This is a genomic window from Streptomyces sp. DH41 (genome assembly GCF_029813785.1).
GTDB lineage: Bacteria > Actinomycetota > Actinomycetes > Streptomycetales > Streptomycetaceae > Streptomyces.
Map to the genome: position 1 here is coordinate 13,494 of NZ_JARVKY010000005.1, position 16,910 is coordinate 30,403.

Consider the following 16,910-nt stretch of genomic DNA (forward strand, 5'->3'; position numbering starts at 1 on the left):
GATCACCGGCCCACCGGCCACGACCGCCGCTCCCCGCGGCGGCACCGCACCGCGTGACCCGCACGAAAGGAACCATCCGTGGCACCACAGCCCAGCCCGGCCGGGCCCGCCGGCCGGCCGGCCGACGAGATCATGACCTCGGCCGCCCTCTCCTCCCTGCAGGCCGGCCGCCTCTCGTCGGCCCGCTCCCTGGTCAACCGGATGCTCCGCGAGGACTGGCGCGTCGAGCGCCGCTCGCTGACCGTCGAGGCGGACGGCAGCGGCGAGGCCGTCTACCGCATCCACACAGTGGACCGAGTGATGGACTTCGTGGCCTTCGCCTTCCCGCCCTCGTCGCAGGAGCGCACCCTGCGCATCTTCGACCTCGGCTGGGACATGATGGGCGCCCTCCTCGACGGTCCCGCCACGGCCGAGGACATCGAGCACACCCGCAACGAGATGCCGCGCCTCTACCACGGCCGGGCCACGGGGCACACGCTCACCTGGTGCCGCGCCAACCGTTCGCTGCGCGTCTTCGAGCACGTCGTGGAGGCGCTGGCCGCAGGCCGGCAACCCGACACCGTCGCCCTCGCCCGCGTCGGCTACCTGATGCGCAACATCGGTCTCGACGGAAACGGCACCTTCGGCACGCGCACGTTCCTGGCGTACGGCGATGACCACCCGCTGACGGTGCCGTACCACGCCCAGTTGCTGTCCGCCTACATGATGCGTGAGCTGAGCGCCGACCTGGTCGAGGCGCTGGCCGCCCGCCGTTCGGACACCGCGGTGGCCCTCGACCCACGGGTCCGCCGCTTCCTCGGCGTCGGCAACAGCTCCGCGCTCGGTCTGGTCCTCTGGGTCGGCAACCACCCGGTGCTGGTGGACCGCTGGATCTCGCTCCGCGAGCAGGCCCTGGCCCATGCCCGCGGCCTCACGGCGGCGCCCGGTTCCGCCGTCACCGACACCTTGGTCGCCCTGCTGGAGCGGGCCGCGCTGTACCAGAGCGAAGACGTCAACGAGTACACCTGTTTCACCCCGGCCGAGCGGATCGTCGCCGACCTGCGCCGCGTGCTCGCCGCGATCCCCGCACGCGCCGCGGCGGCCGAGGCCGACGGCCGGGTGCCGACGGTGGCAGAGCTGGTCGACGGCGTCGAGAACGTCTGCGACGAGGCAGCCGAGGTGGTCAACTCCGTACTCACCGAGCTCGACCCCGAGGAGTCGGACCGGCTCGCGGCGGAACTCACCGTCAACGAGACGTTCCGCAGGGACGGTTCGATGACCGCCGGTGAGTTTCGCGCGCTGCTCGCCGACCGGTACGCCTGGGCACTCGCCGTCGACCGGACGGCGCCGGGCACGGTCGCCAACACCTGGTACAAGTCCCGGTCCGCCGAGGAGCCCCGCTGCGGCGCCACCGCCGAGCTGCCCGAGGGCACCGTCGATCTCACCGTGGACGTACCCGGCATGGTCCAGCACCTCGACGGTGTACTCGCCACCGAGGACCCGGCCCTGCCCGTCGGCCGCCTCCTCGCCCGCCGTCCCGAACTGCGGGGAGCCGTGGAGCGCCTCCAGTCCCTCGCCGCGCACCCGTACGCCGACCCGCACACCAACATCCGCGACGCCGCCTTCGTGCCCGCGCGGATCATCCGCCTGGCGAACGCGGCCCTCTACGGCCTGGAACGCACCAAGGACTATCTGGGCCGCGACCTGCGCGGCGTGATCTTCCAGGGCGCTCCCACCGCGGCCGATCTGGACGCCGGTGCCGCGGGTCCGTGGTTCTGGCCGGCCGTACCACGCCCCGCCGACACCGTCGTCCTCGACGCATCCGCGTCCACCGCCTCGAACGGAGCCTCCCGATGACCTCCGCCACGCTCACCGGCGGCCCCGGCGGCGACGGCACCGCCGACCGCCTCGGCCGCACCTGGCAGAACGCCTCCGACGCGGAGACCCTGCGACTGTCGCTGCGCGAACTGCGGCTGATCACCGAGCGGCTGCTCCAGGCCCAGGGCCTGGCGCTCGGCGCCGTACACGCCGTACGTGATCTGGTGCTGCACGCCCAGGCAGCGGGGCTGCCCGCTCTCCAGTTCCTCTCGGACGGGCTCAATGCCGCCGACCGCGCCCACTCGGGCCGGGTGGAGATCGTCGCCGAGTCGCCGGGCTCGCTCATGGTCGACTGCCTCGGCCAGAGCGCCCTCGTCGTCGCCCCCGCTCTGCTCGACCTGCTCCAGGCAGAACCCGGGGAGCGGGTCACCCTGTGGGCCGGGCACGTCGAGCGCGCCGGGCTCGCCGCCGTACTGGAGCACCAGGGCACCGACCGGGGAGTGGTCCTCACGGTGACACCCGCCGCCACGGACGCCGCACCGGTCGCCGGACTGCCCCCGCTGCGCGAGGCGTTGCCCGGTGAGGGCGTGCTCCTCGTCATGGAGCGACGCGCACCCGAGCTGCCCGACGATCCCGAGCTGCTCCGGCTGCTGCCGCTCGTCGGCTCGCTGCCCGCCGCCCGCGCGGTACGCGGCGGGGTGGAGACCCCGGCTGCCCTGTGGTGGTCGCTGTTCGAGGCCTCCGCACGCGCCCTGTCCGCCGAGTCGGTGACCTCTCTCAAGCACGCGGGCGCCACCGCCGTCGACGAGAACGGCGTGATCGAACCCGACCTCACCGACGACGTGGACTTCGTCGGCGGCACGGCCAAGAAGGAGCAGGAGCAGCGATGAACATCGACGGACTCGAGTGCGGCGTCTTCAACCGGACGGTCTTCGAAGAACTGCGCGCCGGGCGCGTGGACTGCGTGACCAACACCATCGCGTTCTGGGAGAACGCGGCGGAGACCATGCAGGCCCTCGCCGACTGGTACGGCATGGAACGCGACAACGCCGACCTCATACGGATCGCGTACACCACGGCCGACATCGAGGCGGCGGCCGCCGAAGGCCGTACCGCCGTCCTCATGGGCACCCAGAACGCGTCCCCGATCGAGGACCGGCTCGACTACATCGAGCTGTTCGCCCGCATGGGCCTGCGCGTCATGCAGCTCACCTACAACATCCAGAACACCCTGGGCGCGAGCTGCTACGAGACCACCGACGCGGGCCTGACCCGCTTCGGCCGCAACGCCGTCGAGGAGATGAACCGCTGCGGCGTCGTCGTCGACTGCTCCCACGTGGGCGACCGGACCTCCTACGACGCCATCCACGCCTCGGCCGTCCCGGTGGCGATCAACCACGCCAATCCGCGCGAGTTCTTCGACCATGCCCGCAACAAGCGGCCCGAGGTCATCGACGCGCTCGCGGAGCGCGGCGGGGTGCTCGGCCTGACGATGTATCCGAACATCGCCGGCGAGTGGTGCGAGACCGTCGAGAGCTGGTGCGAGCTCGTCGCCCGCACCGTGGAGCGGATCGGCGTCGACCACGTCGGCGTAGGCTCCGACCTCGGGCGCTTCCTCACCGAGGAGCACATGGTGGAGATGCGCAAGGGCCACTGGACACGCGGCCCCGAGTACGGGGCGGGCAAGCCCGGGCAGTCGCCGGTCGTGCCGGACCCGGAGTGGTTCGAGACGGCGGCGCAGTTCGGCAACATCCCCGCCGGGCTGGCCAAGGCCGGGTTCTCCGCGGCCGAGGTCGAGAAGCTGTGCGGCGGGAACTGGCTGCGCCTGTACCGGCAGACCATCGACGTGGACCTGCGGGGCGGCCGGCTGCCGGTACCCGTGACCGCCTAGACGCGGCGCCCGGGCCCGGCGGGGGCCCCGAACCCCCGCCGGGCCTCCCCGGGACCGCACCCGCGGCGGGCACCGCCACCGCCGGGCCTCCCCGGGACCGCACCCGCCGCGGGCACCGCCACCCGCCGTACGCACCTGCCGGAGCACCGCCACCCGCCGTACGCACTGCCGAGGGCCCCGCCACCCCGCCGTACGCACCCGGTGCGAGCCCGCCCGGGACGCCATCCAGGAGTGACTTCCCACGCCTCCTCCCTGCCCGTCTCTCCGAGTGGAGACCCTGATGCCTCACCGCTCCCCGCCGCCCAGGCCCCGGCGGCGCACTCTCACCGCCGTAGCTCTGGCCGCCGCCCTGACGGCTTCGCTCACCTCCTGCGCGACCGCCGGTGTCTCCGCCGAGGCAGCGCACCGCACCCTCGTCGTCGACACGGCGTTCAACGCCAAGTCCATCGATCCGGCGCGCGTCTACCAGCCGACCGACTACCTCGTCGACCACGCCCTGTACGAGACGCTGACCACCTACCGCGGCAAGGACCTGCGCAAGCCCGTGCCCGGTCTGGCCACCTCGTGGTCCAACTCGCAGGACGGGAAGTCCTGGACGTTCGACCTCCGCGAGGACGCCCGCTTCTCCGACGGCACCGCCGTCGAGGCGAGCGACGTCGCCTTCTCCTTCGACCGGCTGCGTCACGTCGATGCCAGCCCGGCCTATCTGATGGCCGGGATCTCCGTGACGGCCGAAGGCACGCGGACCGTCGTCCTCACCACCGAGTCGCCCCGCGCCGATGTGCCCGCCCTGCTCGCCACCCCGCAGTTCGGGGTCCTCAACGCCGACGCGGTGCGTGCGCACGGCGGTACGGACGCGAAGGACGCGGTCACCGAGGACAAGGCCGAGACCTGGCTGAACACGGAGTCCGCGGGCTCAGGGCCGTACCGGCTGAAGAGTTACAGCAACTCCTCGCAGATCGTCCTGGAGGCCAACCCGGAGTACGCCGGCGACGCGCCGGCCTACCCCAGGGTGATCATCAGGAACGTGCCGTCGGCGCAGCAGCAGTTGCTCGGAGTGCAGTCGGGTGACTCGCAGATCGCCCTCGACATCTCGGCCCTGCAGACCAAGGGCCTGCACGGCGACAACCTCGCGATCGACAACAGCCGCGCGGCCGAGGTGCTCTACCTAGCGGTCAGCCGCGCGAAGAACCTCCCCACCGCCTCCGCCGACGTGCAGCGGGCGATCCGGCTCGGCATCGACTACGAGGGCCTCGTCGAGATCGCCGGTCCCGGCTCCAGCCAGGCCACCGGCATCGTGCCGACCGTCTTCACCGGGGGTCTCGGCCAGGAGGACGCCACCGCGTACGACCCCGAGGCGGCCCGTGCCCTCGTCGACAAGGCCAAGAAGGAAGAGGGCCTGAAAGAGATCGAGCTGACCCTCGACTACGCCAGTGACTACCACCGGCTGGCCGGCCTCGACTACGGCGTACTGGCCCAACGCGTCCAGAGCGACTTGCGGAAGATCGGCATCACGGTCACGCTCCGGCCCTCGCCGACGTCGACCTCCCTGCAGCGGTACGTGGACGGCAAGACGCAACTGGCCCTGTGGTCCTACCCGCCGGACTACCTCGACCCCCGGAGCATCCTCGGCTTCGCGCCCGGTGACTTCCTCTCCAAGCGAGTGCACTGGCCCGCGAAGGACGCCCCCGAACTCGCCGCGTTGACGAAGAAGGCGTACGGCTCGGTCGACGAGCAGGACCGGCTCACCGCCTACACGGCGTGGAACCGGGCGATGAACGAGGACGGCCCCTTCCTCCCGTTGCTGGAGCCGAACTTCGTCACCGTCGCCTCCTCCGAGGTCACCGGACTGGTCCGCAACCCGCTCTACTACCTCGATCTGGCCGCGCTCGGCCGCTCGGAGGGGTGACCCCATGACCGACACCGCCCTCAAGGCCCCCGCACCGCCGGTGCCCCCGGCCCCCGCAGGGGACACGCGCCGCGGCCGCCGCAGGATGCCACCCCTGCTGGCGTACGCACTGCGTCGCGTCGCCTCCTCGGTGCTGATCGTCTTCGGCGTCACCCTGGTGACCTTCCTGCTCAGCTCCGTCGTCCCGGCGGACCCGGCCACCGCCAACCTCGGCCAACGCGCCCTGGACGACCCCGAGATCGTCGCCCGCTACCGCGCCGAGCAGGGCCTCGACCGGCCGCTGCCGATGCAGTACGCCTCCTACCTCGGCAACCTCCTCACCGGGGACCTGGGCACCTCGCAGCAGACCCAGCGCCCGGTCCTCGACGACCTCGCGGAGAAGCTCCCGGCCACCCTCGAACTGGTCGCCGTCGCCACCGTCATGGCTCTGCTCATCGGCGTGCTGTTCGGCGTACTCGCCGCGAAGGGGCGCGGCGGACGCCTCGACCGGGTCTCCCGGACCCTGTCGCTCACCGGGGTCTCCCTGCCCACCTTCTGGATCGGCATGGTCGCCGCCGTGCTCTTCGTCAAGAACCTCGGCGTCCTGCCCGGCTCCGGACGGCTCGCCCCCGCCCTCGATCCACCGGACCAGGTCACCGGCTTCTACACGGCCGACGCCCTCCTGGCAGGCGACCTCGACGCCTTCGCGTCGGCAGCCGCCCATCTCGTCCTGCCCGCCTCGGTCCTCGCACTGTCCGTCATCGGCATGGTGCTGCGCTTCACCCGCAGCGCGGTGCTGGAAGCGCTGTCGTCCGACTTCGTCAAGGCCGGGCGCGCCAAGGGACTGCGCGGGCGCGGCGTGCTGTGGGGCTACGCGGTGCGCTCGGCGTCCGGCCAACTGATCACCGCCACCACCCTCTCCTTCAGCCTGCTGCTCGCCGCGACCGTCTACATCGAGCAGCAGTTCTCCTGGAACGGCATCGGCCAGTACGCCTTCCGCAGCTCGACCAACCTCGATCTGCCCGCCGTGATGGGCGTATCCATCCTCATCGCCCTGGTCTTCGTCGTGGTCAACCTGGTCGCCGACCTGCTGTACGCCGCCTTCGACCCGAGGATCCGCCTCTCATGACCGCTACCCTTTCCCCGGTCGCCGCACCGGGCCACCGCACGGGACGGGTGGCCGGCGCATGGCGCTGGGCACGCCGCAACCCCGCCCAGGGCGTCGCCGTCGGCGTGCTGCTCCTGTGGACGGTCGTCATCGTCCTCGCCCCCGTACTCGCGCCGTACGACCCGCTAGACCAGAGCGCCGCGCCCCTGGAGGGCGCCTCGTCCGCGCACTGGCTGGGCACCGACCCCGCCGGGCGCGACGTGCTCTCCCGTGTCCTGTACGGCGCCAGGCTGTCCGTACCGGTGGGTCTGCTGCTCATCACGGTGACCGCCGTGATCGGCACGGTCGTCGGTCTCGTCGCGGGCTTCTTCGGCGGCTGGGTCGACGAGGTCCTGATGCGCGTCACCGACGTCGTCTTCGCCTTCCCGGTCATCATCCTGGCGATGGCGGTGGCCGCCTCGCTCGGCCCGTCCCTGCCCAACTCCGTCCTCGCGGGCGCCCTCGTCTGGTGGCCCGGATACGCACGCACCGTGCGCTCCACCGTGCTCTCCCTGCGCGAGACGGACTTCGTCCACGCCAACCGGCTCGCCGGGGTCGGCTCGGTCCGCTCGATCCTCGTGGACCTGGTGCCCGGCGTCGCCGGTTCGCTCCTCGTCCTGGCCATGCTCGACGTCGGCGGCGCGATCCTGCTGCTCGCGGGGCTGTCCTTCCTCGGGCTCGGTGCCAGGCCGCCGGCCGCCGAATGGGGATCGATGATCTCCGAGGCGTCGCAGTACTTCAACCAGTGGTGGCTCGCGGTCGTCCCCGGCCTCGCCATCGTCACGGTCGTGGTCGCCTTCAACGTCCTCGGCGACGCCCTGCGCGACCGGCTCGACCCCAAGCTCTCGACGGCTGGAGAACGATGATGAGTGGGGACCGGACCCTCGACGCGCGCACCCCGCTGGAATCCCGCGCGGGCACGGGCACGGCACGAACCGGTACGACCGATCCCGGTACGACCGATCCCGGTACGGCCGTCGAACCACTGCTGTGCGTACGGGACCTGACGGTCACCCTTCCCCGGGGCGGACGCGATGTCCGGCTCGTCGACGGTGTCGGCCTGGAGGTCCGCCCCGGCGAGGTTGTCGGCATCGCCGGGGAATCCGGCAGCGGCAAGACCGTGACCGGCATGACCCTGGTCGGCCTCGGACCCGACCGGGCCACCGTCACCGGGTCGGTCCGCTTCGACGGCCGGGAACTGGTCGCACTCCCCGACAAGGAGTGGGGGCAGGTGCGCGGCCGGGACATCGCGGTCGTCTTCCAGGACCCGTCCGCCGCCCTGCACCCGATGCTCACCGTCGGCCGGCAGCTCACCGATCACGTCCGCCGCCACCAGGGCATCAGCCGCAAGCACGCGGCCGCCCGCGCGGCCGAACTGCTCGACATGGTGCGGATCCCCGGCGGTGCCTCGGCCGCCGCCCGCTACCCGCACCAGTTCTCCGGCGGCATGCGCCAGCGCATCGCCATCGCCTCCGCCCTGGCCTGCGGCCCGCGCCTGCTCATCGCCGACGAGCCGACCACCGCCCTCGACGTCACCGTCCAGGCCGGAATCGTCGAACTCCTCGACGAACTGAGGCGCGAGACGGGCATGGCCGTCGTCATGGTCACCCACGATCTCGGCGTCCTGTCCTCCATCGCCGACCGGATCGCCGTCTTCTACTCCGGCCGCGTCATCGAGACCGGCACCGTCGAAGAAGTCATCGGCGCCCCACAACATCCCTACACACGAGGCTTGTTGCAGGCCCTGCCGCACGCCTCACTCGGTGAGCGCGCCACCGTCGGGCACGCCGTGCCGCTGCGCCCCATCCCCGGTTCGGCCCCTGCCGCCGACGCGCCGGTGCCGGGCTGCCCCTTCCATCCGCGCTGCTCGTCGGCCGTCGACGGCTGCGACCGCACCCGTCCGGCGCCGGTCACCATCGGCCCCGCCCGTACGGTCGCCTGCGTACTGGCCGAGCCCGGTGCCGCCCGCCCCGCCGACACCCCACCGACTCCCGGCCACCTCTCCGCGGCCGACGCCCCCGCCAGGAGGAAGGCATGAGCGTGCCCGCAGACCACCCGACCGCACCGCTGCTCCGCGTCGAGGACGTGGTCGTCGCATATCCGCGCAAGGGGCTGCCCCCGATGCGTGCCCTGGCCGGCGTCGGCCTGGAGATCGCCCCCGGCGAAGTCGTGGGCATCGTCGGGGAGTCCGATTGCGGCAAGTCCACCCTGGCCCGGGCGATCACCGGCCTTGCCCCGGTGCGGGCGGGGTCGGTCACCTTTGACGGCACGCCGGTCGGCACCATGGGGCGTCGTCGCCGCGCCCCCGGCCTGCTGCCGCTGCAGATGGTGTTCCAGGACCCGAACGCCTCGCTCAATCCCCGGCGCACCATCGGCGCCCAGATCCAGGAAGTCGTGGTCGCACGCGAGCGCGCGCAAGGCTCCGGACGCGGCCGCCGCGACCCGGAGACCGCACGCGAGGCCGTCGAGGCGCTGCGCCGGGTCGGCCTACCGGACGGGGCTGCGGACAAGTACCCGCACGAGTTCTCGGGCGGGCAGCGGCAGCGCGCCGCGATCGCCCGGGCGCTCGCCTCCCGCCCGAAGATGATCGTCGCGGACGAGCCGGTGTCGGCCCTGGACGCCTCCGCGCAGGCGGCGGTGGCGAACCTGTTGCGGGACCTGTCGCGCGAGGAGGGGATCGCGCTCGCGTTCATCTCGCACGACCTGGCGGTGGTCGGCGCGCTCGCCGACCGGGTGGTCGTCATGTACCTGGGCCGTATCGTCGAGACGGGCACCGTCGAACAGATCTTCAACGCGCCGCGGCACCCTTACACGCGGGCCCTGTTGGTCGCCGTCCCCGTACCGGACGGCACCGGGGCCCGTCCGCGGGCGCTGACCGGCGAGGTGCCCGATCCGGGCAGCCCCCCGCCCGGCTGCCGTTTCCACCCGCGGTGCCCGCTGGCCGTCGACCGGTGCCGGACGGACGAGCCCCAACTGCTGGGGACGCCAGGGGCGACGGAGGGCTCCGATGTGGCCTGCTGGGTCGCGCAGACGCAGGAACCGGCGGCGGTCTGAAACCAGCCTCGCTCCAGGCCGGTCCGACCCTCGCGGTCCTCATGAACCGCCGCGCACCTCTCCTCGGCCGCTGTGACGATGCCACGTCGCCAGGCAGCTCCTGGCCCGGCCGGCACGCATGAATGACCCGCGCGGAGAGCGGCACCTCTCCCTTCCTGCGGTGATCAACGGCTGGCCGGGCCGGAGAGCCTGCGGCCGGTACTCGACTGGGCCGTCGGTGCTCTACAGGCTCGGACCAGGGGATGAGGGGGCGGCCGCGGCGCAGCATGGGCCAGCCATCGCCAGGCGCGGCTCAAGGACCTGCTGTGACATGGTCCAAGACCGCTGGGTCGCGCTGAGGGTCGGTGGCCGGCAAGGAGCCCCGCGTCGTCTGGCGGCCACTGGCAGGCCGCCCCCTCACCCAGCGGACCAGCGGAGTCTGGCCCGCCGGCCGATCCTCCCACCCGGCCGCCCCACACTTCGCCGAACTCGCAGCCGACGTACTCACCCGCGACCCCCCGGCGACCCCGCACGGCGACGACGGCGCGCCCGCAGTCACTGAGCTGCCCCGTCCATGGGCGGTGGTGTACGACGAAGCAGCATCGCGTTGGTAAGCGGCCTCGACTCCGTAGTCGACCGGTGGCTGCATTTCCGGGGTCCCTGCTGGAGGTCCCCGACGGGCCGGGCTGCTACTACCCGCCCACCGTCCTCGACCACGTGCGCCCCGGCATGGCCGCCTTCGACGAGGAGACCTTCGGACCCGTCGCCGCCATCACCCGCGTCGCCGACGCCGACGAGGCCATCGCCCTGGCCAACCAGAGCGAGTACGGCCTCGGCGCCGCCCTGTGGACGAGCGACCTCGACCGGGCCCGCCGACTCACCCGCGTCCTCGACGCCGGCGCCGTCTTCGTCAACGGCATGGTCGCCTCCGACCCGCGCCTGCCCTTCGGCGGCATCAAGAAGTCCGGTTACGGCCGGGAACTCGGCGCCGAGGACATCCGCGAGTTCGTCAACACCAAGACCGTCTGGATCGGCCCGACCGCCTGACCACCCACCTGGAGAACACCATGCACAACCACGACGGCGACGAGCCCTGCTTCAGCTCCTTCGAGCCCGCGGTCCTGCGCCCGGCCGAGTCGACCTCCTTCAGCCGGGGCGGCGGCGCCCGCACCATTCCGCTGGCCACCCAGGCCGTCGGCGCCGAGGTCTTCCTCACCGGGCAGACTCTCTTCGAGGGCGGCGCCGGCATCGCCCCGCACACCCACAACTGCCCCGAGAGCGTCACCATCCTCGAAGGCGACGCCATCGTCGAGATCGACGGCACCGAACACCACGTCACCCGCTTCGACACCACCTACGTCCCCGCCGGCATGCCCCACCGGTTCCGCAACGCCTCCGCCACCGAGCCGATGCGCATCCTGTGGATCTACGCGTCGGTCGACGCCACCCGCACCATCGTCGAGACGGGTGTCACCGCCCGGGTCGACGCCGAACACGACAAGGCCGCCGCGAACCGCGACTGACCGACGCCGCACCCCGAAAACAGGAACCATCCCGTGATCACCGAGATCGCCCAGATCGACATCCACCCGGGTCAGGAGGAGGAGTTCGAGGAGGCGGTCGCCCAGGCCCTGCCCTTCTGCCTCACGGCCGACGGCTGCCATGGAGTCGACCTGCACCGCAGTGTCGAACACTCCTCACGCTACCGGCTCATGGTCCGGTGGGAGACGGTCGAGCACCACACGGTCACCTTCCGCGGCTCCCAGGGCTTCGCCCGCTGGCGGGCCCTGGCCGGACCGCACTTCGCGGGTCCACCGCGGGTCGAACACGTAACTCCGTCCTCGCTCCGTGACGTCGGCGGCCGGGACCGCACAGCCCGTCCCGGCCGGCCCCGGCACCCCCGCGGAGGCACAGACGATGACCCCTCCCACCACGCGGAAAGGGACGTCCGGGTCGGACGGAGGGGCCGCCCCCACTCCGCTGACGCGTCGGACAGCCGCACGCATCGTGGAGCACATCGTGGCGGAGGGGCTGGCCGTCGGCACCCGCTTGGTCGAGCGCGTACTCGCGGACCAGCTGAAGGTCTCCCGCTCACCCGTCCGCCAGGCCCTGCGCCTGCTGGCGGAGGAAGGCGCCGTGGCCCCGGCCGAACGCGGCGGCTACACCGTCGCCCTCTCCGGGCCGGCCCTCACCGAGGCGGCAGTGGGCCCGCCGACCGAGGACCACACCACAGGGTCGCGGGCATCCCGTAGTTGTACTCCGGCGTCACGACGACGAAGCCGTCGGCCTCATCGACGATCGCGCTCCACCGGCGCGTGTGTTCGTGGTGGTAGACGCCGGTCGAGGGGTGCTCCTCCTCGTCCAGAAGGGGCAGCCGCAGGTCGCCGAGGGGCAGCGGTGTCAGGGCGACATCCAGCGTGAGGGCGCTCGGTGCGAGCGTCTCGGTCAGCCATGCGCCGACTGCCGGGCCGAGCGCGCCGGGAACGGGCGCCACGGGTTCATGCCTGTGGCGTGCTGGGGACTACGTGAATCTGCATGAATCCCTGGTCCAGTAGAGCTGGTCGGTTCGCCTGCCCGTCTGATCGCACCCACTGACTGGACACGGCGTCGAGGACAGCGGTGGCGGCGTTGGTGAGCAGGTCCGCGGTGTATGGGTCGATTGCGGCCCCTGGCCGGTCTTGGAGCGCGTCGCTTACTCGTCGACGCCATTCCGTTCTGCGTTGGTGGAGCCGCCCGACCAGCGCGGGTGTGGCTTCGATAAGTCGCAGGGTTTCGAGAACCTGCTCACTGGCATGGATCTCTTCCTGCCAGGCCCGTAGGACGTGATGCAGGGAGTCCCAAGGATCTTCGTCTGCCGGTCGCGCCGCGATGTCGGCGACCACCTTCTCCCCGGTGAGGTCGACGCCGTCGAAGACGACGTCTTCCTTGGTGGGGAAGTAGCGGAAGAAGCTGCGCTTGGTCATTCCGGCTGCTCGAGCGATGTCCTCGACGGTCGTCTCGTCAAAACCCTGGTGGGTGAACAGGCCGATGGCCACCTCGGCGAGCTCTGCCCGCACTGCTCGGCGCGTCCGTTCGCGCAGTCCTTCTTTCATGCACCCAGACTACTTTGCATCACTTGATGTCTATAATGACACCGAGTGACACGTCGAAGGAGTGGTGGCATGGAGGGCAAGACCGTGCTGGTGACCGGTAGCACCGGGGGCATCGGCAAGGAGACCGCGCGACGGCTGGCCGGACTCGGCGCCGACGTCATCCTTGTCGGCCGCGACAAGCACCGCGCCGACGCTGCCGTTGGGGACATCCGTCACTCCAGTGGGAATGAGAAGGTCACGGCGATCACAGCCGACATGTCCCGGCTCCGTGATGTCCATCGCCTCGCCCAGGAGGTCGGCGCCCGGACCGGTGGCGTGGATGTGCTGATCAATAACGCGGGGGCCACCCGACCGCACCGCGAGTTGACCGAGGACGGCGTCGAGACCGCGTTCGCGGTCAACGTGGTCGCGCCGTTCTGCCTCACTCACTGGCTGATGCCGGCCCTGACGGCCTCAGGCCCGGCCCGGGTCATCAACATCACCGGCGGCATCCCGCGGGGGCGGATCGACCTGGACAACCTGCAGGGCGAGAAGTCCTATGTCGGGCTGTCGTTCTACAACCAGACCAAGCTGGCGCAGATGGCGATGAGCTACCGCTTCGCCCAGGAACTCGACGGGTCGCCGGTGACGCTGAATGTCGCCTACCCCGGGCACGCCTACACCTCGATGAACAAGAGCCTGACCATCGGTACCTACCCGCCGCCGGCACGCCCGATCGTGCCGCTCCTGCGCCTGGCCGTGCCGGTCGTGTACGGGCATCGCGCGCTGCTCAGAGCCACGCGTTCCAGCGTGTACCTCGCGGCCAGTCCCGAAGTCCGGGACACCAACGGGACCTACTTCAACAGCAAGGCCACCTCGACCCCGTGGCCCGAAGCAGTCCTGGACGAAACCACTCGCAACGCGATCTGGGAACTGTGCGAGACACAACGCGACCGTCTGACACCGTGACACCCGCCACCAACGACAACGGAAGCGTTCATGGCACATCGCCGGCGCGTAGTCGTCGCACACAACGACTTCACCGACCTCGACCAGGTCAGGGACCGGCACGGCCGACCGGTGCGGTCTCACACAGTGGGCCCATGACAACGGTCCGCACCGTGCGCACCCACGGGCAACTCGCGCTGCTTCCCCTCGGGTTCGCGAGCATCATGTACGGCGACCTGCTCTTCCGGGACGGCCAGCGGGGCTGGGTGAGTTCCTCTTCGTCAGCGGATGGGTGGTGGCACTTTCCGGGATGCCAGCCCTGAACCGCTACCTGAAGGCGAACCATCTCCGTGAGGGCATTCTCAAAATCTTCGTGATCCTGTTCATCGTCGGGAGCTTCGCGGTCCCCGGCCCGACCGTCAGTCTGGTCAAGGTCTGTCGCTGCCTTCTCGGCGTGTCTCACATTCCTCAACTCCCGTCGACCGGACATAGGGTTAGCAGTTGATGAGGGTCGTGAAGCGGACGTACCGTCCCGCCGCGTGTTGGTGCACTTCTTCTCTGCCGACGGCTGGCAGTCCTTTCCACTGGCCGGACGCTCGTGGTGGCCGCCGCGGTGGTCAGCCACAAGACATTCGCCCGGGCGCGGAAGCTGTGCACGCAGATCCACGCCGACATACAGACCCTGCTGAGAGACCTCGACGAGCTCGACCAGGCACGCAGCCGCAGCACGACGAGCACGGCGAAGCCCTGGATCCGGCGGCTGCGCGGCATCGAGGCGAAGGTGCGGACAGCTGTCCACGGCGGAAGAGCCGGCCCTGTGCGGGCGGATCTGCAGGCCATTCAGCGGGCGTGCTCGGGGCGCGTCGACGTCCTGGCCCAAGCTAGTTCTTCATGGTCCGGTCTCGAGCACCGGGTAGGACACTGTCACTCACCTGGGCATTCGTCACGGTGCGTTGTACGACGCGCTGAACCGCGGCCGCATCGATACGGACGGGCTGCGGCAGGCTCTGGCCGTGCTGCCACAGCCCAAGGCTGCGGACAACCGGATCGTCCTCGCGGTCGACGTGACCCACTGGCTGCGCCCCCGACGCCCCGTGCAGCCCGGACTGTCTGTTCTGTCACGTCTACGGACGCAGCGGGCGCTCCAGCGACCAGCTCGTGCCCGGCTGGCCGTACTCGTTCGTCGCCGCCCTGGAGACCGGCCGTACCTCCTGGTGCCAGTTCCTGGACGCAAGGCGGCTCGCCCCCGACGACGACGTTGCCGAGGTCACCGCGGCCCAGGCCCGCCGTGTGGTTACCGACCTGATCGACGCAGGCCAGTGGGAGCCCGGTGATCCGGATATCCTGATCGTCCGTGATGCCGGTTACGACGCCCCGCGCCTGGCCTACCTCCTCGCGGGTCTGCCCATCGAGGTGCTGGACCGGATGCGCTCCGACCGTGTCATGCGACGCCCGGCACCGCCCCGCACCCGCAGGGCCGGCCGCCGACCAGGCACGGAGCGGTGTTCCGTTTCGCCGATCCGGATACCTGGGGCCTCCCGGACGAGGAACCCGTGCAGGTCACCGACCGCTACGGCACCGCGCGGGCCGTGGCCTTCGACCGCATCCATCCACATCTGACCACCCGCTGCGCATGGATCGACCACACCGGCGAGCTCCCCATCATCGAGGGCACCCAGATCCGTCTGACGGTCGGCCGGCTGCCCAGTGGCCAGGACCCGCAGCCGGTCTGGCTGTGGTCCTCGAAGACCGGCATGACCGGCGAAGATGTCGATCTGCGGTGGCAAGCGTTCCTCCGCCGCTTCGACATCGAGCACACCTTCCGCATGATCAAGCAGACGCTCGGCTGGACCCGCCCCAAGCTCCGCAGCCCTGAGGCTGCGGACCGCTGGACATGGCTCGTGATCGCAGCCCCCGCCCAGCTGAGACTCCTCCGCGAAGCCGCCGCCGACCTCCGTCGCCCGTGGGAGAAGCGAGCGGAGCCTGCCCGGCTCACCCCGGCCCGCGTCTGCCGGGGATCTCGCAACCTACGCCCGCGCCTGCACCGCTCTGCCCGTGCACCGAAACCCACAACACCCGGACCATGACGCCCTGTTGGCTCGAAGAACCGCCATCCCGCCACCCGCTACGACGTGGGCAAAACGACCAGACGCCCCGAGAGCATCGCTGAACGTAATCGTCTCAAAGTTCGCGAAGGTTAAATCTTAAGCTAAGGGTCTGCCGATCATTGCGGCAGCTGATGGGCTGTCCGGCTGGGTGGGCGGTCGCAGTCTCTGGGCCTGGCGGGGGACGGTCTGGGCTTGTCGAGGTGCCCGTGCACCGTGAAACGGGGGCACGTCGAATCTGTCGGGTATCTGCTGGACGGTCTTCTCCCGCTCGTCGTCGTAGAGCCGCTGGACGGAGCGCGGCCTGGTCCGCGGTGAGCTCGGCCTGCGCCCGCCGTCCGTTCCGGCGGCGGATCCAACGTGTTCGGCGCGGGACACCATCTCCACGCTCACGTCACTCCGCCCCGATGGGCGGAACCCACGCCGAACCCTACGGTTCGCACGGGGCCGCCCAGCTGATCAGAAAGGCTGGCGAGGTGCCGCGAGTACGTCGCTGAGTACCTTCTCGAGCGTGACGCGGGCCAGTTCGTGTCTCAGGGTCTCCTCGATGTCCTGGTAGATGCCCCGCATTGCCGGCTGGATGCCGTGACCCACCACGCATCCCTGGTCCGGGGTGGTGCGGTGCATCGCGAACAGCGGGCCGGGTTCCACTGCCTCGTACACGTCGAGCAGGGTGATCGACCCCAGCTCGCGCGCCAGCGACCAGCCCGCGCCCGCGCCCCGCCGGGATTCCACGAGGCCGGCCCTGCGCAGCTCGCCGAGCAGCCGTCTGATCACCACGGGGTTGGTGTTCGCGCTGGCTGCGATCTGCTCGGAGGTGGCGACCTCGTGGTCCTGACGCTGGTAGAGACCGATCCAGGCCAGCGCATGGGCGGCAATGGTCAGCCTGCTGTTGGCGCTCATGATCCTCCTCCGGTCGCAACGCTCCATGTTACGACAGCGCGGTCGCAACAGTGAAGGTTGCGACAACCCGACGTAACAACTATCGTTACGACAGTCGGGAAGGGTCAATCAAAGACAAGCGCGGACC

The 16,910-nt window shown here is 70.9% G+C and carries 13 protein-coding genes and 4 pseudogenes; 14 read left to right on the forward strand and 3 right to left on the reverse strand.

Annotation, left to right across the window (positions count from 1 at the left end):
• Positions 1–78 precede the first annotated feature (78 nt).
• The 12 genes and pseudogenes from QC283_RS10685 to QC283_RS10745 all read left to right on the forward strand — a co-directional run.
• Positions 79–1,836, forward strand: a complete 1,758-nt coding sequence (locus tag QC283_RS10685; protein WP_279561182.1) for a hypothetical protein — start codon at positions 79–81, stop codon at positions 1,834–1,836.
• On the forward strand, positions 1,833–2,687 hold the full coding sequence (locus QC283_RS10690; RefSeq protein ID WP_279561183.1) for a hypothetical protein: 855 nt from the start codon (positions 1,833–1,835) through the stop codon (positions 2,685–2,687). Before QC283_RS10685 ends, QC283_RS10690 begins: the two co-directional genes overlap by 4 nt.
• Positions 2,684–3,688 carry a membrane dipeptidase gene (locus QC283_RS10695; RefSeq protein WP_279561184.1) on the forward strand — a complete coding sequence of 335 codons (1,005 nt, stop codon included), beginning with the start codon at positions 2,684–2,686 and terminating at the stop codon, positions 3,686–3,688. Before QC283_RS10690 ends, QC283_RS10695 begins: the two co-directional genes overlap by 4 nt.
• 280 nt (positions 3,689–3,968) lie before the next feature.
• Positions 3,969–5,597 (forward strand): ABC transporter substrate-binding protein, encoded by a 1,629-nt coding sequence (locus tag QC283_RS10700; protein ID WP_279561185.1) that lies wholly within the window; start codon positions 3,969–3,971, stop codon positions 5,595–5,597.
• Between the two features lie 4 nt (positions 5,598–5,601).
• Positions 5,602–6,705, forward strand: coding sequence for an ABC transporter permease (locus QC283_RS10705; RefSeq protein ID WP_279561186.1), 1,104 nt, complete (start codon positions 5,602–5,604; stop codon positions 6,703–6,705).
• Positions 6,702–7,589, forward strand: a complete 888-nt coding sequence (locus QC283_RS10710) for an ABC transporter permease (RefSeq protein ID WP_279561187.1) — start codon at positions 6,702–6,704, stop codon at positions 7,587–7,589. The genes QC283_RS10705 and QC283_RS10710 overlap by 4 nt, the downstream gene beginning before the upstream one ends.
• Complete coding sequence (locus tag QC283_RS10715; protein WP_279561188.1) at positions 7,589–8,761, forward strand: ABC transporter ATP-binding protein; 1,173 nt, start codon at positions 7,589–7,591, stop codon at positions 8,759–8,761. Before QC283_RS10710 ends, QC283_RS10715 begins: the two co-directional genes overlap by 1 nt.
• Positions 8,758–9,777: an ABC transporter ATP-binding protein gene (locus tag QC283_RS10720; protein ID WP_279561189.1), complete on the forward strand. Its 1,020-nt coding sequence runs from the start codon at positions 8,758–8,760 to the stop codon at positions 9,775–9,777. Before QC283_RS10715 ends, QC283_RS10720 begins: the two co-directional genes overlap by 4 nt.
• 618 nt (positions 9,778–10,395) lie before the next feature.
• Complete coding sequence (locus QC283_RS10730; protein ID WP_279561190.1) at positions 10,396–10,803, forward strand: aldehyde dehydrogenase family protein; 408 nt, start codon at positions 10,396–10,398, stop codon at positions 10,801–10,803.
• Positions 10,804–10,823: 20 nt separating this feature from the next.
• Positions 10,824–11,279: a cupin domain-containing protein gene (locus tag QC283_RS10735; protein ID WP_279561191.1), complete on the forward strand. Its 456-nt coding sequence runs from the start codon at positions 10,824–10,826 to the stop codon at positions 11,277–11,279.
• Positions 11,280–11,312: 33 nt separating this feature from the next.
• A pseudogene (locus tag QC283_RS10740) lies at positions 11,313–11,483 on the forward strand (antibiotic biosynthesis monooxygenase family protein); the annotation flags it as partial.
• Positions 11,484–11,673: 190 nt separating this feature from the next.
• Positions 11,674–11,913 (forward strand): annotated as a pseudogene (locus QC283_RS10745) (GntR family transcriptional regulator); the annotation flags it as partial.
• A gap of 73 nt (positions 11,914–11,986) precedes the next feature.
• Here QC283_RS10745 and QC283_RS10750 read toward each other — a convergent pair.
• A pseudogene (locus QC283_RS10750) lies at positions 11,987–12,250 on the reverse strand (NADPH-dependent FMN reductase); the annotation flags it as partial.
• Between the two features lie 4 nt (positions 12,251–12,254).
• Positions 12,255–12,848, reverse strand: coding sequence for a TetR family transcriptional regulator (locus QC283_RS10755; RefSeq protein ID WP_279561192.1), 594 nt, complete (start codon positions 12,846–12,848; stop codon positions 12,255–12,257).
• Positions 12,849–12,917: 69 nt separating this feature from the next.
• Between QC283_RS10755 and QC283_RS10760 the strand changes: the two genes are divergently transcribed.
• A complete protein-coding gene (locus tag QC283_RS10760) occupies positions 12,918–13,796 on the forward strand; it encodes an SDR family NAD(P)-dependent oxidoreductase (protein WP_279561193.1) in 879 nt (292 codons plus the stop codon).
• Positions 13,797–14,719: 923 nt separating this feature from the next.
• Positions 14,720–15,976, forward strand: a pseudogene (locus QC283_RS10765) (NF041680 family putative transposase); the annotation flags it as partial.
• A 363-nt stretch (positions 15,977–16,339) separates the two neighbouring features.
• Here QC283_RS10765 and QC283_RS10770 read toward each other — a convergent pair.
• Positions 16,340–16,783: an Rrf2 family transcriptional regulator gene (locus tag QC283_RS10770; RefSeq protein WP_279561194.1), complete on the reverse strand. Its 444-nt coding sequence runs from the start codon at positions 16,781–16,783 to the stop codon at positions 16,340–16,342.
• Between the last annotated feature and the right edge of the window lie 127 nt (positions 16,784–16,910).